The sequence below is a fragment of the Desulfosarcina widdelii genome (assembly GCF_009688965.1).
Classification (GTDB): domain Bacteria; phylum Desulfobacterota; class Desulfobacteria; order Desulfobacterales; family Desulfosarcinaceae; genus Desulfosarcina; species Desulfosarcina widdelii.
This window is the reverse complement of the sequence record NZ_AP021875.1, coordinates 211,793-236,814: the sequence shown is the minus strand read 5'-3', so window position 1 is coordinate 236,814 and position 25,022 is coordinate 211,793. Positions and strand designations below refer to the sequence as shown.

Below are 25,022 nucleotides of genomic sequence, written 5' to 3'. Positions count from 1 at the left end.
GTCGTTGTTATGAAATGCATTGCACCGTCGATTCTGTCGGCTGATTTTGCAAAATTGGGAGACGAGGTCCAGGCCGTTGAAGCCGCCGGCGCGGATTGGATTCATGTGGATGTCATGGACGGGCAATTCGTGCCCAACATCACCATGGGGCCGCTGGTGGTCGAGGCCGTGCGCCGATCCACCGCCCTGACCATCGACGTCCACCTGATGATCGAAAAACCGGAACGCTACGTGGCCGACTTCGCCGATGCCGGGGCGGACTATATTGCCGTCCACCAGGAGGCCTGCACCCACCTGCACCGGACCGTTCAGCAGATCCGGGAAAAGGGGGCCAAGCCGGGTGTGGCCCTAAACCCCGCCACGCCGGTGGAAGCGTTGCAGTGCATACTTGAGGACCTGGACTTCGTTCTGATCATGAGCGTCAACCCCGGCTTCGGGGGACAGAAATTCATTCCGTCGGCGCTGGACAAAGTGGCCCGGCTCAAAGAGATCATTCGAAAGCGCGGTCTGTCCACCCTCATCCAGATCGACGGCGGTGTCAATGCAGGCACCATCGGCCGCATCTCGGAAGCCGGAGTGGATGTGTTCGTTGCCGGCAGCGCCGTTTTCGGCAGCGAAGACTATGGCCGGACCATATCGGAACTCAAAGCCAACTGGTAAGGGGGACGCAGCCATGGCGCAAACGCAGCAGGTAAAACGCATTCTCGTCATCCACGGCCCCAACCTGAATATGCTGGGCAAACGGGAGCCCGAGCATTACGGCAGCCAGAGCCTGGGAGCTATCGACCGCTCCATCAAAGACAGGGCCAGGGAATTGGGCGTCGAGGTGTCGGCCTTTCAATCCAATCACGAGGGCGAACTGGTCGAAGCCATCCAGGCGGCCGTGGGACAGATCGACGGCCTGATCATCAACCCGGCGGCCTTCACCCACACCAGCGTGGCCATTCGCGATGCCGTTCTGTTGCTGGACGTGCCCGTCGTGGAAGTCCATCTCTCCAACATTCACAAGCGGGAGCCGTTTCGCCACCACTCCTATATCGCCGATGTGGCCACAGCCCAAATTACAGGCCTGGGTCCGGCCGGATACATTTATGCCCTTGAAGCCCTGGCGGAAATGATCGCCTGATGGGTATGAGTGCCGATTTTAAACAACAATCCTTGTGGGACGAGCCGCCCGCCGAAGAGGATTTCGCTTTAGCTGAAGATATCGCCAACCTGCAGTTGGCCTTCGAGCGACAGGTTCTGCAGGGCCTTGCGGCCGAATGGGAAAACGCCTGCTGGTTGCTGCATGACCCTCTGCGCCGATCTTTGAAAAAACCGATCTTTTCCATCGGCGGCACAGCTCGCCGGCTGGGCAGCTGGACCCCGTACAAACGGGAGATCGCCCTGAGCCGCGATCTGGTCAACAACAGCCGCTGGGATGATGTCCGGGAAGTGCTGCTGCACGAAATGGCCCATCAGGTGGCCCACGAGGGATTTAAGGCCTTGGGAGAACCGGACCACGGTCCCGCCTTTAAAAAGGCATGCCGCCTGTTGCGGGCCAATCCGGCGGCTTCGGGAACCCATTTTTCCCTGCACGAACGGCTGCGTCGCGGAGAAAAGTTGGATGCCAAGGACCGCATCGTAACCCGAATCCAGAAACTCATGGCCCTGGCCGAAAGCGCCAATCCCAACGAAGCCCACGCCGCAATGAGCAAGGCCCACGAACTGATCTCCCGCCACAATGTGGATCTGATCGACCGGGGAGTCAAGCAGCACTATGTCAGCATCTTCCTGGGAACGCCTCGGCTGCGCCATTTCCGGGAAAACTACCACCTGGCCCACCTGCTGCAGGATTTCTACTTTGTCCAATGCATGTGGGTCGAGGCCTGGGCGTTGGAAAAGGCCCGTATGGGACGCGTGCTGGAAATCAGCGGCAGCGATAAAAATGTCCGCATCGCCGAGTATGTCTACCAGGCCGTGCGCCGATATATCGACACGACCTGGGCGGAATACCGCCGGGGAAAGGGGCTGAACCGCTACCGCAAGACCGATTTTGCCGTTGGCGTCATCGAAGGCTTTCGCAGCACCCTGGAAAAGGTTTCCGAATCTAGTACCGAAACCAGTCGCCTTCCGGCCCGCCTGGACGATTCGGCCCTGCAGCGCTACGTCGCCCATCGCTATCCTCACGTGCGCTCGTTTTCCAGACAGGGTCCCGGTCACGACGCCCGGGTACTGGCCGACGGCAACGAGAAAGGCAGAAAACTGGTCATTGCCAAGGGTATTTCGCATTCGGATGGCTATCTGGAACGGGTGATTGAATACAAAAAGTAGGTGGCTAAGGAATCGGGATGGTGAAAACCGCAACAAAAAAGAAATCAAAGGCAACAAACAAACCCATCCACATCGTCACCATCGGCGGTGGCAGCGGCCAGTTCGCACTGCTCTCCGGACTGAGAAAACTGCCGGACATTCACATCAGCGCCGTTGTTTCCATGATGGATAGCGGCGGCAGCACCGGAAGGCTGCGCGACGAACTGGGCACCCTGCCTCCCGGAGACATCCTCAAATGTGTCCTGGCCCTTTCTCCCCACCAGGAGATGGCCCGTTCCGTTTTTCAGAAGCGGTTTAAAAAAGACCGGCGCCTGAAGGGGCACAACGCCGGCAATATGCTGTTGACCATGCTTTCGCGCTACACCGGGAGCTTCCCGGCCGGCGTCCAGGCTCTGGCCGAGATACTGGATGTCCAGGGAGAAATCCTGCCGGTAACCATCGACCGGGCCACCTTGGTGGCCGAACTGACCGACGGCAGCCGCATATTCGGCGAAAGTGCCATCGACATGCCCCGGGGACACCAGCGCGAGACCATCCGCGACGTCTACCTGGTTCCCCACCACAGCGACGCCATCACGGTGTATCCACCGGTGCTCAAAGCCATCGACAAGGCCGATATCGTCATCCTCGGACCGGGGGACCTGTTCACCAGCATTATACCCAATCTTCTCGTACCCGGCCTTAAAGAAAAACTCGCCAGCATCTCGGTGCCTATCTATCAGGTGGTCAACATCATGACCAAGTTCGGCGAAACCAACCATTTCCAGGCCTGCGATTTCATCGCCACCCTGGAAAGCTTTACCGGACGCAGGCTCACCGGGGCCATAGTGAACAACCGGCGTCCCGACGACCGGCTTCTCAATCTTTACCACAAACAGAAATCAGACTTTGTCGATATCGGCTTCAATGACGACCGCTGCCCGTTAATTGTTGAAGACCTTCTGGAAACCTCCGGCGATATTATCCGGCATGATCCGACCAAGTTGGCCGGGGTGATCGAGGGGATTATTGAGTCAGCATTGACATGATAGTATCATATGATATTATCTAAATATGAAAGAAACCCTGCACAAATGCCGCCTGAAACCACGGATCATTCGTCTGCTCACCGCCATTGCGGAAATGATCGGCACCATAGAGGGAGTCAAGCTCAATAAACCCGCCCCCACGCTTCGAAAAAGTAACCGAATCCGCACCATCCAATCATCCCTGTCCATTGAAGGCAATTCTCTGACCCAGGATCAGGTAACTGCCCTGATAGACGGAAAGCCTGTAATCGGTCCCAGTCAGGACATCATCGAAGTAAAAAACGCGATTCGTTTGTATCGACAAATCGGCAAGTTGAATCCGCTTTCTTTTGAATCCTTCCTGGACGCGCACGGCGTTCTCATGGACAAGTTGCTCTCCTCCAAAGGCAGGCTTCGGCAAGAACCCATCGGCATAATCCGGCCGGGCGATATTTTTCACGCAGCCCCTCCCTGGCAGCAGGTCGAGCCATCGATGCGCGCCCTGTTTGCCTACCTGAAGACATCCGAGGATCATTGGCTAATGAAATCATGCCGTTTCCATTTCCAATTGGAACATATTCATCCCTTCATCGATGGAAACGGCCGCATGGGGCGGCTATGGCAAACGCGTCTGCTGATGGAGTATCATCCCATTTTCGAATTTCTGCCCGTGGAGGATCTCATCAAACAAAACCAGGACGAATATTACCAGAAATTAGCTGTCGGAGACGATACCGGCGACTGTAACGGTTTTGTTGAGTTGATGCTTGGCCTCGTACGGGAATCTTTAGGCGGGTTGATCGCAGCGACCCGGTCCGTGATGCTCAATGCCATGGATCGCCTGGAGATCGCTACGCAAGCCATCGGCGAGACATCTTTCTCCAGGAAAGACTACCAGGCGTTTTTCAAAACCATCTCCACGGCCACAGCCAGCCGCGATCTGCAGCAGGGAGTGAAGATGGGGCTTCTTGTTAAAAGCGGTGACAAACGCACGACGAGGTACAAAATCGTGGAAGGTTGAAGACTCTCTCCTACCAGCGACCACCTATCAGCTATCAACTATGACCTATGAGCTATCCCCTATCAGCTAAAAACTTGATTTATACTTTATAAAAAGGTAAAAATAACTATATTTTGACCTTTTCAATAAGGATAAAATGAAAAACATCCTCAAGCGGCTAATCGTCGACTTCCAGGAGAACCCAGTCCCCAAGAGGATTGCACGGGATATACCCTTCCCCGTGGACAGTAAAAAAATCGTATCGCTCATCGGGGTCCGTCGCAGCGGTAAAACCTCCGCCCTGCAGCATACTATCTCGAAACTGGGAGAAACGGTCGACCCGAAAAAAATTGTCTATCTAAATTTCGAAGACGACCGGTTGGACTCTCTCGCCATCGCTGAACTCGATCTTATTCTCGAGGCCTACTACGAGCTTTATCCGCTGCATCGTGAAAGCCGTACGTATTGGTTTTTCGATGAAATTCAAAACATCGAAGGTTGGGAAAAATTTATCCGGCGGATGCACGATACCGAAAAGGGGCAAATATTCATTACCGGTTCCTCGGCAAAGTTGCTCGGCAGCGAACTGGCAACAAGTCTTCGAGGAAGAACCCTTCGGTACGAGGTGTTCCCTTTTTCGTTTCGCGAATACCTCCGCTACCAGAACGTCGAAGTCAACTTGCATTCATCGGCAAGCCGCACACTGATCAAACATCATTTCGATCATTACCTGACCCATGGCGGATTCGCGGAATGTTTCGACCAGAGCGACGATATTCAACGGCGCATCTTGCGCGATTATCTCGATCTGGTCATTTACCGGGACATCGTCGACCGCTTCGGGGTCACCAACCGCGCTCTCTTAAAACATTTGATCAAGTACCTGTTCGTCAATCCGGCGACCCTGGTGAGCTACAATAAATTGTACAATGAATTTCGATCCCAGGGCTTCAAGATATCCAAAGACACGCTGATCGACTATTTTTCTTACCTGAACGACGCGTATGCCGCCTTCAGCGTTCCTATTTTCCGAAAATCCGTCAGGGAGGAGCAGCGAAATCCCAAGAAAATTTACATCATCGATAACAGCTACAAACGGCTCTACGACGCTTTCGCCGGGCAGGACACGGGGAAACTCTACGAGAATCTGGTGTTCCTGCACCTGCGTCGTCAGACGCCGGATATCTATTATTTCAAACAGGCTTACGAAGTCGATTTTTTCGTTGAAGGCAATCTTATCAATGTCAGCACCACAATCGACAACCTCTCAACCCGCCAGAGGGAAACAAGATCTCTCGACGAGGCCATGAACCACCTGGGATGTACGGAAAGCCTTCTGCTCACGGCGGAAACGGGAGCAACCATCAAAACAAAATCCGGCACCATTCATGTCCTGCCCGTTTGGGAATGGCTCTGCTCGCTATCGCTCATCCAGAAATAGGAAAAGTGGGTCGAGATCGAAACGCACGGAAAATTTTACGGCAGGTATTGGATGGGTATTCCTACCACCTATCAGCTGTCACCTACCCTCTATCTCTCACCCCCACAACCACCCCATCCCCGCATATCTCACAAGCAGGGCTATCGTGAGGTTGGTCAACCCATGAATCAGGATGCAGACCCACAGGCTGCCGCTCTTTTTATAAAGCCAGGTGGTGAAAAGAAAATAGAGGGCGGCAGACAGGTATTCATGGACCTGGTGACCGGCAGCAAAAACGATGGTCGTTCCGATCACGGCAAAAGGACTCAATGGCAGGGCTATGAGAAATTTGGGACGCTGATCCAGCGTGTCCAGAATTGAGGCAACCATGCCTTTCTCCTGCCATTGCAACCCTGCCTGATGCAGCCATCCCATCACGTAGACGCGAATAAGCAGTTCCTCGAAGATGGCCACCAGAATCACCGAATTGAGCAATCGCAGATAAAAATAGCTTGCGGAGAAAGTCTCTCCTTTCCCGGAAGAAACCACGTCTAAAATACCCAATTCCGACAGCAGATAAAACGGCCCGATCCAGCACAGCAGGGCCACGGGCAGGGACAATAGGGCGATGATCCCATGGAACAGTTTCAGCGGTCCAAAACGATAGCATTTCAGAAACCAGAACAAAACGGCAGCAGTGGCCACCAGTTTCAAGCCCTGGGCCGCTTCCGCCGGCAACAGGGAATCCGGGATGCTGGAGATGGCGACGTATACCAGATAAGGGGCGAGGTACGGCCACAGAAGGTCTTGAAAGGAACGGTCGTCGGCAAGCAGATGTGTCGCTTCGGTTGAAGTGGTAGCAATGGGCATCGAATTCCCTATCATGAGCCTGGCGTTTTAAAAAAGCATATGGGAGGAACGACGGAAAAATAAGGCACGACGATTATCTTGGCAATTCATTCAGATCCATGGATTGCTGAGGTCTATCCCCTGAATATCATGAAAATCTTTTGTGTTACGCGTTGCTATCGATAGATCGGCGGTTCGTGCGATCGCCGCGATTTGAGCATCTTCAACACTTATAGGGCGACCGATACGACTCCGGTGAACTACAACTTTCGCATATTCGGTTGCTGCATGATAATCGAAAGGCAAAATCCGACCCTCGAAATCTTCTCTGAACATCTGTTCGGCTAAATCACCTAACTTTCTTTTCCTCTGGCCATCATCCAGCAACGCGATATTCAAGTGTATCTCGGCTACAGTTATCGTACTGATCCAAAGGTCCCACTCGGGAATCCTATCAATCCACTGGACCACGCGAGGATCAGGCATGGGACGCATCAATTCGGAGAGTACATTTGTGTCCAGAAGAAACATTATGCCGTTGTTTCCCCATTGGTTTCATCCACAAAACCATCAGAAACGCCGCGTGGATATGAACGCGAAACTTTTGGGAGGTCGATTCCACCTACCTTGGAAAACCGATTGGCGATTCGGGAACCGACGCCTTTCTTGCATCGTTCACGCAACAAATGCCGCTTTAAAATTTGCCTCACCTCCTCCTCCATTGACCTGCTGTTTGCTGCAGCGTTCATCCGAAGGCTCGCTTTCAGTGACTCATCCAAATTTCTCAAGGTAATCGTAGCCATCAGTGCCTCCATCTGATTATTTTCTAATGTCTAATGACTTTCACGAGTGTGCCTGATCTTATAAATTACAATGTTAAGTTACTGCAATGCAAGCATTGCTGTCAATATTCATTTCCTGTCAGCTATCGGCCATTATCCCGCAGGCAATTGGGCTGGTCGCCGGAAGAACAGCCCAGGAATATAACCGTCGGAAACACCGTAAAGGCTCCTTTTGAAAGGATCGATACCATTCCAGCGCCATCGAGACCGGTGAACACCTGCTGCGGTGAGAAAAATTACAACGTGGCCATCAAAGCTTTGGCCAACAAGTTGAGTAAGGCGTCACATTTTATCATGCGGGATCAAACGACCTACGATCCGGCATTATTATTCAGGTAAAATCTGGGTGCGGCAGTGATCCATTTCTGGGGTTGGTATCATCCATAGGGTCTGATTGGAACTGCCGCATCCCGCCTGTTTTTCGATTCATCCGCCCATGCCGTGAACCACGATGGGGCTGGCTTCCAGCCACCGGTCTGTGAAACATCATTTGGTATCGGCGTGGTACCGAAGGTTTTCTGGGGCTCTTTGAGCCAGGGGTGGCATAGACCACCTTGATCCCGATGGGTGACTGGTGCGGATCGACCATCATCGATTCAGCCGACATCATTGAAGCAACGGGTGCGGAAGAAGGGAAAACAGCGAATCTGTCGTTCAAACAAAAATGTGGTCAAGCGAAAATCAGTCATGCGTTTCGCACGGGGAGGTGTTTTTTTACTTGACCCGCCCTTTAATGGGCGTCCCCATTACACAGGATATCGAATGCGCTCCTTTTGAAAGGATCGATACCATTCCAGCGCCATCGAGACCGGTGAACACCTGCTGCGGTGTCTGGTATACATTGATTTGAATATGGTTCGTGCCGGCGTCGTCGGTCATCCGTTGAAATGGCCTCACGGTGGATGGGGTATTTGAACTGCTGGAGTAACAATTCTCCTATAACTCGATTTTTGGCCTTGAAAATTATGCTATAGACCCAAAATGGGGGATCTTTTTCAGATTTCCTGACTGATTTTCAAGTTAGTTGGCTCGGCCCGTCCCCATTTCGTTTGGTCAAACCGTTTTCCCATGGTTGAACACCTCCTGTTGCCTCATACAACCTGGCTGTTCGGTGTGTCCACTTTTTTGAGATGATCCAGCCTTCTTCCACTCACAACAACCCACAAACAACAACCAACAGACAAAAAAACCGCCAAGCCTTTTCAGACCCGACGGTTTTTATTTTTACCGAACGAATAGTTTGATTCTATTTCTTGAAGAACTTTTTCCGGGAGCCAATGGCCAAGCCGACGAGCCCGGTGCCGAGGAGCAGCATGGTGGCGGGTTCGGGAACGGGGGCGACACCGTGGTTTTCAAGATAGGCATGGACAGTTGCTGTTTCACCAAGGCCTAATGCAATTCCACTTTCAAAGTCAATTGAGAAAAGAGTTCCATCAGCCAAAGTGAAATAATCAGGGAGAGTCGATTCGTTCCAAGTTAGAGTTCCTCCATTGATCACACCAGCGATAGTGCCAAAATATCCGTCACCACTTCCTTGCCCTTCAACATCGGGCAAATCAAGGTCTAATGTAGCAGAAATCGTATAATCGCCGCCAGCAACCAAACCCCATGAGTTTACTGTTAGGGTGAAGAAATCAATGGTTGCAAAATCATTATCCGCGATTGTACCAGATCCAGTGCCTAAATTTGGTAAAAGAGATCCTGAAATTGAGGCTCCTCCTATTGTAACCCCCCAAACAGTTGTAGTGGCTGTGTTCCCCCCCAATGTTACCGACGATCCATCACCAATCTCGTATGTAATCGGTGTTGCAAATGCGATTGAAGAAGACAATAAAATTAAACTGAAAACAAGAAGAACTTTTTTCATAATTCACCTCTTTAATAATTTGACCATGAAATTTTGTTTGATAGTCTCTTTCCTACTTTTCTTCCCTCCTCCTTTCCGATTGAAACAATCAGATCCATTTAAGCCGCAATCATCGGAGCAAAATTTTTCTGGATTGACGGTCCATTGTTTAAAAAGCAAAAAGAATTGCGGCAAACTGTCATAAATAAAAATGATCATGCATTAAAAAATATCATGCCGGCAAGGTTACAACACGTTACATCATGTCCATAGCAAACGATGCGCCAGAAAAAATTTGAACAACCAAAATGGAATCGCATTTATAGATTTCCAAATATATCCCATATAGTTAGGAACAAAAAAAGTCCCTAACATCCTGATTTTATTTTACTTTTAATGGGAATTTCTTCCCATTTTGGATTTTGACAGAGAAATTAATGTAATATGCGGTAGGTAATTAGGAAAATAATTTCATATTCGATTTTGGTTTACGGATCGATTTTGGCGGGTTGCGGATTGGAATTTTGGCTTTGTAAACTGTAAATGGTTGGCAGGTAAACGCGACTCAAAAAAATGGGTTACAAGTCCTTTTTGATTTCGACAACCTCCTTCTCTCGCCGATGGTCAATCGTCTATAGCCTATAGCCCCTCTCTATGAGCCATCAGCCATAGACTCAACAAACAACGAGCGACAAACAATAAGAAAAACCGCCGGGTCCTTCAGACCCGACGGTTTTTTTATCAAAGTGATGCATGCACTAATATTATTTCTTGAAAAACTTTTTCCGGGATCCTACGGCCAGGCCGACCAGGCCGGTACCGAGGAGGAGCATGGTGGCGGGTTCGGGAACGGGTGCTGTTGAAGCCTCCAACGTGGCCTCCTTAAAAATGAACCTTCCTTCTAATGCTGTAAGCGTCACCATAGTCATCCCATTATTCTGTAGACTTGCAAAGCCATAAAAAGCTACAGTATTCAAACCATCGTCCAATTCCCACTCAAAAACGTTAGGATCGCCTGGTAAATTTGGTGAAATATCCAATTCAATCCGTTCATCGTCCTTGGCAGCCCAGCCAACTGTAAGACCAACTGAAGCAGCTGTGATAGTCATTGTATCTGGATCAAACCCGTCGTCCGTGATGTCGAATTGCCATGTTTTAGAAGCTACATCATCATAATCACCTGGATAATCTGCAGCAGCCATATATATGTCTCCTGCATCATAAATATCTGTAAAAAGTAGTGCTGAGGCTGAACCTGAAGCGACTAAAAAAGTCGCCATTAAAATAGCCAAAAAAACAATTTTTTTCATTTTGATGTTTCCTTTCACTTTTTTTTAAACAACTGTTAAAAAACTTAAAGAATTCTCACCTCCTTCCGATTGGAACAATCAAATTCGATTTATAACGACCACAGATAAAATTTATGATAGCCGCTATTTAATGTGAGTAACAAAAGATATAAACTTTGGGGATCAATTTTGGTGCTACAAGGAACACGCCAAAACAGCAGGAAAATTTTGGATTCTAAATTTTTAATTTAATTTAGATGGTTATAAACATCCTTCACCACTTTAAGCGTCGAAACGCATTGGTATCGCACAAAATATTATGTAATAAATGTTATACTTGATGGGTATTTGTGGGATATTTTTCACAAATTTACGGATGTATTGTGGGTCGAATGAATTGATAGCCGATAGCAAATGGGGAATCTAAACCGATGGACGATGGATGAGGGAGGATGGAGGATCAAGATGGGATGTGGGATTCAGGGCAATGGTTCAAGAAACCTGATATCCATTAAAAATCAAGTACATGAAATTTTCCCTGACTGTGTCCGCCCGATGAAAAATCGTTCCATTTTTTTAAGCATCGGCCAGGTCTTATGGGTGCCTTGAGAGTGGCCAACAAAAAAAATTCGGACACGGATTTTCGCGGATAGACACGGATAAAGCACCACCGTTTTAATCAGCGAAGCTGACCGCTATTCGCCCGATCCGCGTTAATCCGTGTCCTATAAAAATCTCTGAGAAGGCTGCGTCTCGAACATAATTTGGTTGGGCGGGATAAACGGGGTGGCGGTGAAGAAAATGTGGGGTATGGAATGTGGGAAACAGCTCATAGCGTATAGCGCATAGGGGGAAGGCATCTTGAATTGAGGTCTATTGCCGGAAAATACCTCTGTGTTCTTCGCGTCTCGAGCGCAGCCCCACTTTGGCGGAATAAACTGAGCGGTGAAAAATAGGTGTTTAGGCTCTAGGCTGAAGCGGTTTAGTGCCAAATGTGGTTTTTGTTTATTCGTGATCATATGGGATGTTCGTGTGCGTCCGCGTGTGTCTGTGGCAAAAAAGAACCCACCCCCCAACCCCCTGACAGGTGTACCCTTCGGGTGGTTTGTTTTTAAAAAATCGATTCGACTAGTCGAATCCGATGATCGCGCCTGGCCATATCCTGCAACTCCTCGGTAAACCCGGATTTGCCGAACAGAAGATAACGGCAACCCGCCGATACCGGCAACTTGTTTGCCGTGATTTTTCGTTTCAGATTCCGAAGAACGGACAGTCCCACCTTGCGGCGGCTCCATTTGCACTCGCCGACGACGGTCAGTTCGTTTTTACCATTGACGCCGGCCACATCGATTTCATAGTTCCTGCCCCACTGCCTTCCCACGCGCAGGCAATCCATTTCGACCGCGCGAAACGACACGAATTCACGACACAATTTCTCGTAGCAGTGGGCAATGTGACTGTCGATCAAGGGGCGCAGCCGCTCTTCGACAACCCGTATCTGACCGAATTCCAAGAAGCTCGCGTAAGGATAGATCGCCCCGAACCAGAGCCGGAGAAAAGGATCGGCAACCTGGTAAAAGCCCTTTTTGGATTTTTGGGGATTCTTTTCCAGCACCGGCACTTCCCGATAAATCAAATACAGATCGCGCAACAGTTCGATGTAGCGAGTGAGCTGGTTGGCCGGCAACCGCAAACGGCTTCCCAATTCCGAGATTCTTCCAGTACCGTTTCCCAGCGCGTTCAGAATCGACCAACAGGTATTGGGGGTGGTGATTTCCTCCTGCAGCAGGTACCGGGCCTCCCGATAAAGAATTCCGGAACGATGCAACGCCAGTTTGTGCAGGGCCTCGTCGAAGGATGGGTATTCACGAATCAATTCCAGGTATCGGGGCACCCCTCCGCTAATACTATATAGCTCAACGAGTTCATTTTCCCTGCGTTTCGGGAAAAAATCTCGTGTATAGTTGTAGGGTAAGGGGCCGAGCAGTATCTGGGCATCCGCGCGGCCATACAACGGGGAACTTGCCGCCATGGTCTCCCGGTACATCATGGAGGTGACCGACCCGCAGAGAATCAACAGGATGTTCCCGTCGGACCAGTGTTCATCCCACCATTTTTGGATATAGGAAGAAAAGGCCGGCTGCATCTGACAGAGGTATTGGTACTCATCGAAAATGAGGGCAATCTTTCGGTCTTTTTTACGAAATCGGTCAAAGGCAGCGAAAAGATCATACCAGGTTCCATAGGAAACCGTTTGCAGCAGCGGCTCATCGAGGGCGGCGGACATGGAAATGGCAACGGCGTTTTTTTGGGACTCTTCACCGGCCCGATCCGCCATGAAATAGCAGCACGGAAGGTCATGTTTCTCGCTGAAGGCGTTGAGCAGCGTGGTTTTCCCAAGCCGCCGGCGACCGTAAAGAATCACGAGCGCACTTTTTTCCTGCCGATACAGCGCGTACAGCTGATCGAGTTCCGCATTCCGATTGATAAAGTTTTTCATACGCTATGTATAATATTTTGATTATGAATCGTCAAGGCCGGCCATCAGAAACTGCTCGTCGCTGATGGCTCATAGAAAACAGCTCATAGGGGGAAGAAACCGATGAGCGAGGGAAGCTGGAAGAGGGAAGAAAATACAATTTTGAATTTTTGATTTTGAATTTTGAATTGGCGGATTTGGGATATGAGATATGGGATGTGGAAGAAAGCTCAGAGCTGATAGCTCATTGCTCATAGAGAGGGTAAATTTAGGATTATTGCCGGAAAATATTACCGTTTTAATCAGCGAAGTAGACAGCTATTCGTTCGATCCGCGTTCATCGGCGTTAATCCGCGTCCTATAAAAATTTCTGCAACCTCAGTGCCTCGAACGAAGTCGCGCTATACCGGATAAACGGGATGATGTTGAATAGGATGAGTGGTATGGGATATGAGATGTTGGAAATGGCCCCTCGTCATTTCAATGGTTTCTGGATGCCAGATCAAGTCCGGCATGATGAGCATGGCATTTTTTACGAGACTATCAACAATAGCAGATAGCGGTACCTTTCAGGGGATAATACCCCCCTCCAAATCTAAAAATTGAAATATGAAAAGGGGAATTCCGGAAATCGTATTTCCGTCCTTCCCCTAAATTATAATAGGTTTTAACTTTTCGCTCTGCTTGAGTCAGCAGGAAAAATCCATTGATTATTTCATGAACATCTTCTTGCGGCTAATACCGGCCAGTCCGATAAGCCCGGTGCCGAGCAAGAGCATTGTGGCGGGTTCGGGTACCGGGGCTGGCGCTACATCGTTAGCAAAAACAGTCATATCATTAAAGTCTTGGTCTCCACCACCATTCTGGTCATCTAAATAAATATAAGCACTTTTGTCAGACTCATTATAAACCGTACCAATATGCTCAACATCGTCTGAATTTAGGGCTACATCAGTATACCAGGTATAATCAATACTCGTATCGTATGTACCACCTGTGTAAACTTCATAATAGAAGCCAAATACGTTACTAAACGAAGTCCAAATTGTAGTATCATCAGTATAGTTATTAGTAATCCACCAGTCTGAATCATCATAAAGAAATGATATCGTGACCTTGGTGATTGGTTCATTTGATTTGTCGAAAACTTTAAATTTAGTTACTGATTGACTTGTATCATCAATATAATAGAGTCCAAAATTTGATTCATAGTCAGCCTGTTCTACTTCAATCTGAAATAATGACGTTCCGGTTGCATTGGTTGACAAGTCAGTTATTGTCCAATAATCTTGGTCAAAATTTAGTTCATCTATGCTTATAGCAAAAGAACTACTTGCAATCATTAAAAGTAAAGCACTCAACAGTGGTAAAATTCTAAAAAGTTTCATTCTTTTCCTCGAGATTAGTATAAAAGTAGTGAGTTATAGTTACAGATACCTTTACTTTCCTCCTTTCTTCTTCAACATATTAGCAATGCTCTCTTAACTTAACGTTAAAAAACTAAAACTCTTCTGAATCCCAACATTCTCCTCAAAACAGTATCTGTCTTGGCATAGTGAAAAAAAGCAGCTGCAATGAGAACTAAAGAAGCAGAAATACAATTTAAATGCCAAAATGAATCATTTTTTTTATTATTTTTTATACTACAATATCAAATTGTTATAAATTTTTTAAAATCTATAGAGAATGGAATTATTGATTTCTAAATAGTTGAGGACAAATAAAACCATAGTATTTATATACTTATGTAATTAATTACATAAGCAATCTTGTTGAAAATTTTTTAAGATATAAATGGAAGGGAGTGACTAACTGGGGTTATGGGATCCGAAAAACCTCAGCGAGTTATCTTAGGCGTTTATTCATTCGGAAAAAGCACTTATGAAGTCTTGACAGTGAAAAAATAGAGGGACTTTAGCCAAACTGGCAACATTCAATTCATAGCATGAATATGCTTTTCAATAGACTATTTCCTTCTTATCGCCTTCCCCAACTGCTCAAAAAACACCTTACGGGTAACTTCCCGTGCCCCAAACCGCATAAGGTGGTCGGTTCGTACCTGGCAGTCGATGATCGTGAAGTGTTTTTTTTGGAGGGTTTGGACAAGACTGACAAATGCCACCTTGGAGGCGTTGGAGACCCGGCTGAACATGGATTCGCCGAAAAAGGCGCGGCCCATGGCAATGCCATAAAGGCCTCCGACCAATTTCTCTTCCTGCCAGGCCTCTACGGAATGTGCGTAGCCCAAGTGATGAAGTTCGATGTAGGCGGATTTCATCTCTTCGGTGATCCAGGTCCCTTCACCGTAACTGCGTTTGGCTTCGGCGCAGCCGGTGATTACCGCCTCGAAATCCTGATCGAAGGTGATGTGAAAACGTTTTCTCTTGATTACTTTACGAAGGGATCGAGAAATTTTCAATTCATCGGGGTAGAGCACCAGCCGGGGGTCCGGCGACCACCACAAAATGGGTTCGCCTTCGGAATACCAGGGGAAAATGCCGCTGCGGTAAGCCAAAAGCAGCCGCTCGACGCTCAGATCGCCGCCGACGGCCAACAGGCCTTCTTTGATGGCCAGATGCGGCGGGGGGAAAGAGAGTCGATCAGAAAGGGCAAAAACAGGCATGAGCTAGAAGCGATACTCAAACACCAGTTCATCCCCATCCATGTCCAGCCCAACTTCCCCGCCCTTCTCCAGACGGCCAAAGAGAATTTCATCGGCCAGGACGTCCTTGATCCGGGTCTGGATGACCCGGGCCAAAGGCCTGGCGCCGTATTGGGGATCGTAGCCCTTCTTGGCCAGCCATTTTCTCACCTTTTCCGAGTACTCCAAAGTGACTTTCTTGACGGCCAACTGGTCGGCAAACTCCTGCATAAACTTGTCGACGATCCGCTTCATTATTTCCTTATCAAGAGCGTTAAAGTTGATAATGCCGTCCAGCCGATTTCTGAATTCCGGGCTGAAGATTTTTTCGATGGCTTTCTTGCCCTTGTCGGCCGAGTCTCCCTTGGGGTCGCCGAATCCGATGGTGGCACTGCTCATTTCCCGGGAACCGGCATTGGAGGTCATCATGACGATGACATTGCGAAAATCGGCTTTCTTGCCGTTGTTGTCCGTCAAGGTGGCATGGTCCAGCACCTGGAGCAGGATATTGAACAGGTCTTCGTGGGCCTTTTCGATCTCGTCCAACAGCAGAATGCAATAAGGGTGCTTGCGCACGCCGTCGGTCAGCAGGCCGCCCTGGTCGAATCCGATGTAGCCCGGGGGAGCGCCGATCAGCCGGGCAACGGCGTGCTTTTCCATGTACTCGCTCATGTCGTAGCGCATGAATTCCACATCCAGCAGGCGGGCCACCTGCCGGGCCACCTCGGTCTTGCCCACGCCGGTGGGGCCGGTGAACAAAAAGGAACCAACGGGTTTTTCGGGCTGCCCCAATCCGGCCCGGGAACGCTTGATGGCGGTGACCAGGGCGTCAATGGCGTCGTCCTGGCCGAAAACGACCTTGCGGAGCTGCCCGCCCAGGTTCTCCAGCTTGGCCTTGTCCGGCGTTGAGACATTGACCGCCGGCACCCTGGCGATCTTGGCCACGATCTTTTCGATGTCCGAAGGGTGAATCTTCTTGCGATTGGCGGCGCCGGAAAGCCGAATGGCGGCACCGGCCTCGTCGATGACATCAATGGCCTTGTCCGGCAAAAAGCGATCGTTGATGTACTTGGCCGAGAGTTCACAGGCCGCCTTGAGGGCTGCGTCGGTGTATTCGATCTCGTGGTGCTCTTCGTAGCGGCTGCGCAGCCCCTTGAGGATCTTGATGGATTCCTTTACCGGCGGCTCCAGGATGTCGATCTTCTCGAAACGCCGGGAAAGCGCGCGGTCCTTTTCGAAATGGTTCTTGTACTCCTCATAGGTCGTTGAGCCGATGCAGCGCAGTTCGCCGGTGGACAAAAAGGGCTTGAGGATATTGCTGGCATCCATGGACCCGCTGCTGGTGGCGCCGGCCCCCACAATGGTGTGAATCTCATCGATGAACATGATGGCGTTCTTGCGCTTCTTCAATTCGGCCACCACTCCCTTGAGGCGCTGCTCGAAATCACCCCTGAATTTAGACCCGGCCAGCATGCCGCCCAGATCCAGCGAATAGATGCGCACCTCTTTCAGCAGGTCCGGTACGTCGCCTTCCCAAATCTTCTGAGCCAGCCCTTCAGCCATGGCCGTCTTGCCCACACCGGGGTCGCCGACGAAAATGGGATTGTTTTTTCGGCGTCGGCAGAGCACCTGCATGGTGCGCTCCAACTCAAGCTCGCGGCCGATCAGCGGATCCAGCTTGCCTTTGGCGGCCCGGTCGATCAGGTTCACCGTGTAGGCTTCCAAAGGCGAGCTTTTTTTCTTGGCCCCTTTCTTTTCGGCCGGGCTGTCCGTCTCCTCCGGTTGGCTGTCCGGGATTTCCGAGGGTCTATCATGGGAGATGATCTGCAGGACGTCCAGCCGCGAAATGCCCTCCTCGTTTAAAAAGAAGACGGCATGGGAATCCTTCTCCATGAAAATGGAAGCCAGGATATCGCTTACAGCGACCTCTTTTTTTTCGGCCGAGCGCACATGGTTAACCGCCCGCTGGATCACCCGCTGGAAGCCGATGGTCTGCTGGAGTACATATTCACTTTCTTCCGGAAGCATCTCCATGTTTTCGTTGAAGAACGTTTCCAGGCTGGCTTTGATCTTCTCGGGATCGCCGCCGCACTTTTCGACAATTTCCAGTCCTGAACGGTCATGCAGAATAGCGAATAAAACGTGTTCGACGCTGACATATTCATGGCGCCGCTTCTTGGCTTCGCGAACGGCGAAGCCCAATGTAGCACTGAGTTCTTTGCTGATCATCTTCTATTCCTGTTCCATGCTGCACCGCAGCGGATACCCGCTTTCACGGGCGAGGTTGTGAACCGTATCGACCTTGGTCTCCGCGACCTCATGGGTGTAGACCCCGCAAATGCCAATGCCTTTTTGATGCACGTTCAACATGATTTTGGCCGCCGATTCAGGCGATTTATTGAATACATACATCAGCACTTCGACCACAAATTCCATCGTGGTGTAGTCGTCATTGTGCAAAAGCACCCGGTACATGGATGGTTCTTTGGTTTCGTCCCGGGTCTTTGAGCTTACCTGCTCCTCTGTCTGGTAACGGCCCATTCTCGTGCTTATCGGGTTTATCGAATTCGTTTCGTTTATCGGATTTGTTCGGATTGACTTGCAATCCGCCTCGGTTTTTGTCCCTGCGGCCCTTGCACAGCTATCCGCTATCCAAGACAAAAACCTATCGGCCATTAACTTTAAAAGATTATAATCACCGCCGGCAGGGGTTGTAAAGTCCGATTCAAGGACCGTGGCTGGAAGTCGATCCAACGACAGCCTGTCTCCCTTTTCAAACGATTGGCATGGAATCGTTTTTCGGGGCTGTTAAAGAGCGATTTCAACAATGCGGGGAATGGGTTGGCCGTTTTCGATGGGAACCCGGGCCACGGATATCGGATAGTCGTAGCGCCGCTGGCCCGCGCTGCCCGGGTTGAGATAGAAAACCCCTTCCTGGCGGGTCAATTCAGGCTGATGGGTGTGGCCGCTCACCACCACGTGAATTCCGGCCGCCACCGGATCCAGATCCAGGCGATTCAAGTCGTGCAGGATGTAAAAAAAGACCGTGTCGATCTCGACCATCTCCGTTACCGGCAGGGCATTGGACCAGGAACCGTAGTCCATGTTGCCGCGTACGGCCGTCACCGGGGCAATTCGTGCCAGCCGCTCCAGCACCCGGTTGTCGCCCACGTCGCCGGCATGCAGGATATGATCGCATCCGGCCAGGGCTTTTTCGACTTCCGGACGAAGCAATCCGTGGGTGTCGGAGATAATGCCGATGGTTTTTGGGTTTGTTGCGTTCATCCCTACCTGCCGCAGCATTTCTTATACTTCTTCCCGCTTCCGCACGGGCAGGGGTCATTGCGCCCCACCTTCCTGGCTTCGCGTTTGACCGGCTTCTTGGCCGCCGGCGCATCCCCGCCACCGGAAAAAACCAGCGGCTGCTCCTTGGGTTGCTGCAGATCTTCGATATGATCCGGTTCGGCAAGCTGAATCCGGAAAAGGATGCCCAGGGTCTCCGATTTAATGCGCTCGATGGTTTCCTGGAACATCTCGAAGCCCTCTTTTTTATAGACCAGCAGCGGATTTTGCTGGGCGTAGCCGCGTAGACCGATGCCCTCCTTGAGATGGTCCATGGACAGCAGGTGGTCCTTCCACAGGTTGTCCACGGTCTGGAGCATCACCACCCGCTCGAGCTGCCGGAAATCCTCTTCGCTACCCAGCATGGTGGCTTTTTGGTTGTATATCTCATGGGCCTGCTCATAGATGGCCTGGGCCAGTCCCTCGTCGTTGAGGCCGTCCAGGGTGTTTTCGTCCATCTTGGCCAGCCGGAAGTTGAACTGCTGGAAAACGGCGTCTGAAACAGCGTCCCAATCCCAATCCTCGGGCAGGGCACGCTCGTCGGCGAACTGGGCCGCAATGGTCTCTGCATTTTCCATCATGATGTCTTCGATGGTCTCTTTGAGGTTCACGCCGGTCAACAGGTCACGACGCTGCTTGTAAATCACCTCCCGCTGCTGGTTCATGACATCGTCATATTCCAGAAGATGCTTGCGGATGTCGAAGTTGTGAGCCTCGACCTTCGACTGGGCATTTTCGATGGCCCGGCTGATCAGATTGTGCTCGATGGGTTCGCCCTCTTCCATACCCAGGCGCTCCATGATCCCGGTGATGCGCTCCCCCCCGAAGATCCGCAACAGGTCGTCCTCCAGGGCCAGGTAGAATCGGGAAGAGCCCGGATCCCCCTGGCGTCCGGAGCGGCCGCGCAACTGGTTGTCGATCCGCCGGCTTTCGTGGCGTTCGGTGCCCAGGATGTGCAGCCCACCCAACTCGGTCACGCCTTCGCCCAGGACGATATCGGTTCCACGACCGGCCATGTTGGTGGAGATGGTCACAGCCCCTTTCTGGCCGGCCATGGAGATGATCTCGGCCTCCTTTTCGTGATTCTTGGCATTGAGGACCTCATGGGGGATCCCTCGTTTTTTTAACTGTTTGGCCAGCTGCTCGGAAATGTCGATGGACACCGTGCCCACCAGCACAGGCTGCCCCCGTTTGTGAAGCTCTTTAATCTCCTCGATGGCGGCGTTGAATTTCTCCCGGCGGGTCTTGTAGATCACATCGGGAAAGTCTTGCCGGATCATGGGCTTGTTGGTGGGGATCACCGAGACGTCCAGGTTGTAAATTTTCTTGAATTCCGCCGCTTCCGTGTCCGCCGTGCCGGTCATGCCTGCCAGCTTGTCGTACATGCGGAAATAATTCTGGAATGTGATGGTCGCCAGGGTCTGGTTTTCATTTTCGATCTTGACGTTTTCCTTGGCCTCCAGGGCCTGGTGCAGCCCTTCGCTGTAGCGGCGTCCAGGCATCAGCCTTCCGGTGAATTCGTCGACGATGATCACCTCACCATCTTTGACAATGTAATCCACGTCGCGTTTAAAAAGGGTATGGGCTTTCAGGGCCTGGTTGGTGTGATGCAGCAGTTCGATGTTGCTGGGATCGTAAAGGTTTTCCACATCCAGCATCTGCTCGGCGTGGGCCACCCCTTCTTCGGTGAGGGTGGCGCTGCGCGCTTTTTCGTCGATCTTGTAATCCACTTCGGCCTTGAGTTTGGGAACGATCCCGTTGACCTGGTAGTACAACTGGGTCGATTTTTCCGCCGGTCCCGAAATAATCAAAGGGGTCCTGGCTTCGTCCACCAGGATGCTGTCCACTTCGTCCACAATGGCATAGTAAAGCTCGCGCTGGACCAGGGACTCGGCATCGAACTTCATGTTGTCCCGCAGATAGTCGAACCCGAATTCGTTGTTGGTGCCGTAAGTGATGTCCGAACCGTAGGATTCTTTGCGCTGCCGGTCGTCCAGTCCGTGCTGGATCGTGCCTACGCTCATGCCCAGGAACCGGTAAATCTGCCCCATCCATTCGGTATCACGCCGGGCCAGGTAATCGTTGACCGTGATCACATGCACTCCGCGGCCCGTCAGGGCGTTGAGATAGCCGGGCAGCGTAGCCACCAGGGTTTTACCTTCACCGGTTTTCATCTCGGCGATGCTGCCGCCATGCAGCACCATGCCACCGATGAGCTGGACGTCGTAATGCCGCATCCCGAGGGTTCTCATGGAGGCTTCCCGGACCGTGGCGAAGGCTTCGGGCAGCAGGTCGTCCAACGGTTCTCCGTTATCGAGGCGGGTTCTGAGACGCGGCGTCTGATCCTTGAGCTGCGCATCGTTCATGGCCTTGATCTCGGGCTCCAGTTCATTGATGCGGGCGACAAGCGGCTGCAGTCTTTTCAGTTCCCGTTCGTTCTTGCTGCCGAATACCTGGGTTAACCATTTGCCGATCATGGGTAATTCTTCTCCTGTCTGTTGGAAGGCGATTCAAGTGGCGCCATCCTAAACCATTTCATCGGGCCACTCAAGCGCAAAGGCCTGGATTCGCCGTCTTGTATGCTGAAATCGGAATTAAGATGCAACAGTTGTGACTGAGAATCAATGGCAAGGCGGGAAAACGTTCGGCTGATCCGAAGGCGGTATCCATTGCAACGGTTACATTTAATGCAAAGGCGAGCTTTTAATTTAGGATATACTGTGTGGGATTCACCGGAACGCCGTTGAGGTGGACTTCGTAATGCAGATGGGGCCCCGTGCTGCGTCCGCTGCTGCCCATCCGGGCAACAACATCTCCCCGCTTGACGGCCTCCCCTCGTTTTTTTAACATTTCGCTGAGGTGGGCGTAGCGGGTAACCATACCGTGTCCGTGATCGATGACCACCACGTTGCCCATGGCACCCTTTTTCCCGGTGAACGAAACGATGCCGTCGGCAGTAGCCAGGATTTCGGTCCCCTTCCGGTTGGCGATATCCACGCCCTTGTGGAACTCTTTGCCTCCGGTAAACGGGGAGGTCCGGTAGCCGAAACGGGAGGTCAGCCAGCCGCTGGTGGGGCGAATGGCCGGGGTCGAGGCCAGCAGGTTACGCTGCCCTTCCAACTGGTCCATCAGGCGTCCGAAACGATTTTCCTGTCTCTGGGAAACCGTATTCAATTCGTCCACCTGGCGATGCATTTCACGCATCAGCCCCTCGTGTCGCTGGGAGATCTCCAATCGCGGATCCAAATCGTCCGGAGCGGCGCCACCGACACCGAAAAGGCTGTTTTCGCCCTTATCGGAATCCAGGTTGGCAATCACGCGTATTTTCTCTTCGAACTGGTCCAGTTCGACCAGATGGTCTTTCAGGGCGTTGATTTCGTGGGCGAAAGCCTGAACCTGCAAGCGCTGCTGCCCGATCTCTTGTTGCTGCTCCTGGATTGTCCGGGCCATCGAGCGGTTATAGGCAACGGATTGACGGAGGGTTTGGTAGTCATGAATGGCGATGCCGAAGAAAACGGCCCCCAGGAGAAACCCAATGGCCAGAACCCCGATCAGAACAACGGGGACGGCAACCTGCTTGATGGTCGTTCCCGAATTGCTCAGAATGATGAACGAGATCTTTTTAGCCATTGCACCTCCGCAGCTCGCGAACGGTAAAATTGATTAACATATCAGCATATTACAAGCATCTCGCCACGAATTAAAGAAAAAGGCTACCATGTTATGGACAAAATGTCAATCCCATGGCAGCCTTATCTTCTTTTAACCTCCCATTTTAATTGGCAAATGACAACCGCCAAAGCAATGGGAAATACTGCTTTTCCCTAATTGATTCCCAGCTTGAACTTGAGCGACTTAAGGGTGTTGAGCATGAGCATGGTAATGGTCATGGGGCCGACACCGCCGGGAACCGGGGTGATGTAACCGGCGATCTCCTTGGCCGCGTCGAAATCCACGTCGCCTTTGAGGATGGCAATTTTTTTGCCGGTTTTTTCGCTGATCTTCTCCCCTACGCGGTTGACACCCACGTCGATCACACAGGCACCGGGCTTGATCCACTCCGGCTTGACCAGATCAGGCACGCCGGCAGCGACAATCAGGATGTCGGCGCGTTTGCAATGGGCGGCCAGGTCTTTGGTCCGGGTATGCACGATGGTCACCGTAGAGTTGGCTCCGGGACCTTTTTGAACCATCATGTTGGCGATGGGCTTGCCGACGATGTTGGAGCGGCCAACCACGACCACTTCGGCGCCGCTGGTTTCGACGCCGGCGCGAACGATCATCTCCTGAATGCCGAAGGGCGTACACGGCGGAAATTTGACTTCCTTGCCCCCGATCATCAGCCGGCCCACGTTGACCGGATGAAAGCCGTCCACATCCTTGTCAGGATCGATGGCGTTGAGAACTTTCTTCTCATCAATGTGCTTGGGCAGGGGCAACTGGACCAGGATTCCGTTGATGCTGTCGTCTTTGTTGTATTTGTCGATCAGCGCCAGAAGGTCCTCTTCGGAGATGTCTACCGGCTGGCTGTCCTGCACTTCCTTGAAACCGACTCGGTGAGCGGTCTTGATTTTCAGGGTCACATAGGAAATGGATGCCGGATTTTCACCCACGAGGATGGTGACCAGCCCGGGAACCACGCCGTGCGATTCCTTGATTTTCGCGACTTCGGCCGTAATCTCCTCGAGAATCTGCTCGCGAATCTCGGTGCCTTTGATAAGCGTTGCTGTCATCTGCTCTCTCCTTTCACATTGATGGTTGCAGTACGTTTATGCAGTGTTGAATCGCCTGTGGCGCTTCATGGATTCATCGTGAGAATACGGTCGATTGGTGTGCGTGGATGCTGCCCCTTCCGGTGCAGACGGCAAATCGATCTTTGTTTAGTCCAAAACGTCCTGGATGTCAACAAATCGATCTTGTTGGAAATCTTAGCTAAAGTTAGAGCGGGTAAGGAACGGCGTCCAGACCGGCGGTTTCCGCAAAGCCGAACATCAGGTTCATGTTCTGGACGGCCTGTCCCGCAGCCCCCTTGACCAGATTGTCGATGGCTGACATCAGGATCAGTCGCCCGCTGCCTGGATCCACCGCCCAGCCGATGTCGCAGAAATTGGTGCCGCGGACGTTCAGGGTGTCCGGTGCCCGTCCGCCGGCCAGAAGCCGGATGAAGGGAGCATCACCATAGGCCGATTCCAGACACTGCCGGACCTGCGGTTCATCGGCGCCGGCGGACAATTTGGTGTATATCGTGCTCTGCATGCCGCGGGTCATGGGGATCAGGTGGGGGACAAAGGTGATCTTCACCGATTCGCCCGCAGCTATCGAAAGGTTTTCGTCGATTTCCGGCGTGTGCCGATGGCCGCCGACTTTGTATGGCTTAAAGGACTCGTTGACATGGCAGAAGTGGGTTGTTGAAGTCGCTTCCCGCCCGGCCCCGCTGACACCGGACTTGCAATCGGCCACCAGCGTCGTCAGGTCCACCAGTCCGGCTTCGACCAGCGGCAGCAATGGTAGCAGCACGCTGGTGGGGTAGCAGCCCGGGTTGCCGATCAGATCCGCTCTGGCGATTTGGTTCGCAAAACGTTCGCAGAGACCATACACCGCCGCCTGTAGCAGGTGGGCACAACTGTGGGGCTGGTAGTGGGCCTCGTAGGCCGCCTGGTTTTTGAATCGGAAATCCGCGGAAAGGTCCACCACCCGCAGCCCGGCACCAAGCAATCCGGGAGCCATGGCCATGGAGGCTTTGTGGGGCAGGGCCAGAAAGGCCACATCCGCATTTTCGGCGACCACGGCCGTATCGCTGTCGGCACAAGCCAGGCGGACAAACTTCTTCAAGGCTGGATAGATGGTTTCGTAATCCTGCCCGGCCTGCTTGCGGGAAGTGATCAGGGTAAGGTCCACATCCGGATGCCCGACTAAGATGCGGACCAGTTCGGCGCCGGCGTAGCCGGTGGCGCCAACCACGGCTGCACGAAGTTTTGCCACGTTATTTCCTTT

Annotated in this window: 21 protein-coding genes; 6 read left to right on the top strand and 15 right to left on the bottom strand. The window is 51.6% G+C overall.

From position 1 onward, the window contains the following. Nucleotides 1–9: 9 nt before the first annotated feature. The 6 genes from rpe to GN111_RS01105 all read left to right on the top strand — a co-directional run bounded on the left by rpe (nt 10) and on the right by GN111_RS01105 (nt 5,761). Nucleotides 10–660, top strand: a complete 651-nt coding sequence (gene rpe, locus GN111_RS01130) for a ribulose-phosphate 3-epimerase (RefSeq protein ID WP_155301986.1) — start codon at nt 10–12, stop codon at nt 658–660. Nucleotides 661–673: 13 nt separating this feature from the next. Further along, entirely contained in the window at nt 674–1,126 is a 453-nt protein-coding gene (aroQ, locus tag GN111_RS01125) for a type II 3-dehydroquinate dehydratase (protein ID WP_155301985.1), read from the top strand. Continuing rightward, nucleotides 1,126–2,313, top strand: a complete 1,188-nt coding sequence (locus GN111_RS01120) for a DUF2786 domain-containing protein (protein WP_231715638.1) — start codon at nt 1,126–1,128, stop codon at nt 2,311–2,313. Before aroQ ends, GN111_RS01120 begins: the two co-directional genes overlap by 1 nt. 17 nt (nt 2,314–2,330) lie before the next feature. After that, nucleotides 2,331–3,341 (top strand): gluconeogenesis factor YvcK family protein, encoded by a 1,011-nt coding sequence (locus GN111_RS01115; protein WP_155301984.1) that lies wholly within the window; start codon nt 2,331–2,333, stop codon nt 3,339–3,341. A 25-nt stretch (nt 3,342–3,366) separates the two neighbouring features. After that, nucleotides 3,367–4,341, top strand: a complete 975-nt coding sequence (locus tag GN111_RS01110; RefSeq protein ID WP_155301983.1) for a Fic family protein — start codon at nt 3,367–3,369, stop codon at nt 4,339–4,341. A gap of 136 nt (nt 4,342–4,477) precedes the next feature. Next, nucleotides 4,478–5,761, top strand: a complete 1,284-nt coding sequence (locus tag GN111_RS01105; protein WP_155301982.1) for an ATP-binding protein — start codon at nt 4,478–4,480, stop codon at nt 5,759–5,761. 96 nt (nt 5,762–5,857) lie between these two features. On the opposite strand, the gene GN111_RS01100 is transcribed toward GN111_RS01105, so the two are convergent. From GN111_RS01100 to argC, 15 genes are all read right to left on the bottom strand, one after another. Further along, entirely contained in the window at nt 5,858–6,610 is a 753-nt protein-coding gene (locus tag GN111_RS01100; RefSeq protein WP_170302068.1) for a CPBP family intramembrane glutamic endopeptidase, read from the bottom strand. 90 nt (nt 6,611–6,700) lie between these two features. Next, nucleotides 6,701–7,120, bottom strand: a complete 420-nt coding sequence (locus tag GN111_RS01095) for a type II toxin-antitoxin system VapC family toxin (RefSeq protein ID WP_155301980.1) — start codon at nt 7,118–7,120, stop codon at nt 6,701–6,703. Continuing rightward, nucleotides 7,120–7,392: a FitA-like ribbon-helix-helix domain-containing protein gene (locus tag GN111_RS01090; RefSeq protein ID WP_176603276.1), complete on the bottom strand. Its 273-nt coding sequence runs from the start codon at nt 7,390–7,392 to the stop codon at nt 7,120–7,122. The genes GN111_RS01095 and GN111_RS01090 overlap by 1 nt, the downstream gene beginning before the upstream one ends. Before the next feature lie 1,285 nt (nt 7,393–8,677). Further along, entirely contained in the window at nt 8,678–9,298 is a 621-nt protein-coding gene (locus GN111_RS33610) for a PEP-CTERM sorting domain-containing protein (protein WP_197740478.1), read from the bottom strand. Nucleotides 9,299–10,041: 743 nt separating this feature from the next. Next, nucleotides 10,042–10,587 carry a PEP-CTERM sorting domain-containing protein gene (locus tag GN111_RS33605; protein WP_197740477.1) on the bottom strand — a complete coding sequence of 182 codons (546 nt, stop codon included), beginning with the start codon at nt 10,585–10,587 and terminating at the stop codon, nt 10,042–10,044. 1,090 nt (nt 10,588–11,677) lie between these two features. Next, a complete protein-coding gene (locus GN111_RS01075; RefSeq protein WP_155301978.1) occupies nt 11,678–13,066 on the bottom strand; it encodes an ATP-binding protein in 1,389 nt (462 codons plus the stop codon). Between the two features lie 689 nt (nt 13,067–13,755). After that, the gene (locus tag GN111_RS33600) at nt 13,756–14,433 is read right to left on the bottom strand and encodes a PEP-CTERM sorting domain-containing protein (protein WP_197740476.1); all 678 of its coding nucleotides are present in this window, start codon (nt 14,431–14,433) and stop codon (nt 13,756–13,758) included. Nucleotides 14,434–15,011: 578 nt separating this feature from the next. Then, on the bottom strand, nt 15,012–15,668 hold the full coding sequence (gene aat / locus GN111_RS01065) for a leucyl/phenylalanyl-tRNA--protein transferase (RefSeq protein WP_155301977.1): 657 nt from the start codon (nt 15,666–15,668) through the stop codon (nt 15,012–15,014). Nucleotides 15,669–15,671: 3 nt separating this feature from the next. After that, a complete protein-coding gene (clpA, locus tag GN111_RS01060) occupies nt 15,672–17,915 on the bottom strand; it encodes an ATP-dependent Clp protease ATP-binding subunit ClpA (protein ID WP_155301976.1) in 2,244 nt (747 codons plus the stop codon). Nucleotides 17,916–17,918: 3 nt separating this feature from the next. Next, nucleotides 17,919–18,227, bottom strand: coding sequence for an ATP-dependent Clp protease adapter ClpS (gene clpS / locus GN111_RS01055; protein WP_155301975.1), 309 nt, complete (start codon nt 18,225–18,227; stop codon nt 17,919–17,921). A gap of 267 nt (nt 18,228–18,494) precedes the next feature. Next, nucleotides 18,495–18,971 (bottom strand): metallophosphoesterase family protein, encoded by a 477-nt coding sequence (locus GN111_RS01050; protein ID WP_155301974.1) that lies wholly within the window; start codon nt 18,969–18,971, stop codon nt 18,495–18,497. 2 nt (nt 18,972–18,973) lie between these two features. Then, complete coding sequence (gene secA / locus GN111_RS01045) at nt 18,974–21,505, bottom strand: preprotein translocase subunit SecA (protein WP_155301973.1); 2,532 nt, start codon at nt 21,503–21,505, stop codon at nt 18,974–18,976. 226 nt (nt 21,506–21,731) lie between these two features. Beyond that, a complete protein-coding gene (locus tag GN111_RS01040; protein WP_155301972.1) occupies nt 21,732–22,658 on the bottom strand; it encodes a M23 family metallopeptidase in 927 nt (308 codons plus the stop codon). Nucleotides 22,659–22,852: 194 nt separating this feature from the next. Continuing rightward, nucleotides 22,853–23,761 carry a bifunctional methylenetetrahydrofolate dehydrogenase/methenyltetrahydrofolate cyclohydrolase FolD gene (gene folD / locus GN111_RS01035; RefSeq protein ID WP_155301971.1) on the bottom strand — a complete coding sequence of 303 codons (909 nt, stop codon included), beginning with the start codon at nt 23,759–23,761 and terminating at the stop codon, nt 22,853–22,855. A 205-nt stretch (nt 23,762–23,966) separates the two neighbouring features. Continuing rightward, nucleotides 23,967–25,010, bottom strand: coding sequence for an N-acetyl-gamma-glutamyl-phosphate reductase (gene argC, locus GN111_RS01030; RefSeq protein WP_155301970.1), 1,044 nt, complete (start codon nt 25,008–25,010; stop codon nt 23,967–23,969). Nucleotides 25,011–25,022 lie beyond the last annotated feature (12 nt).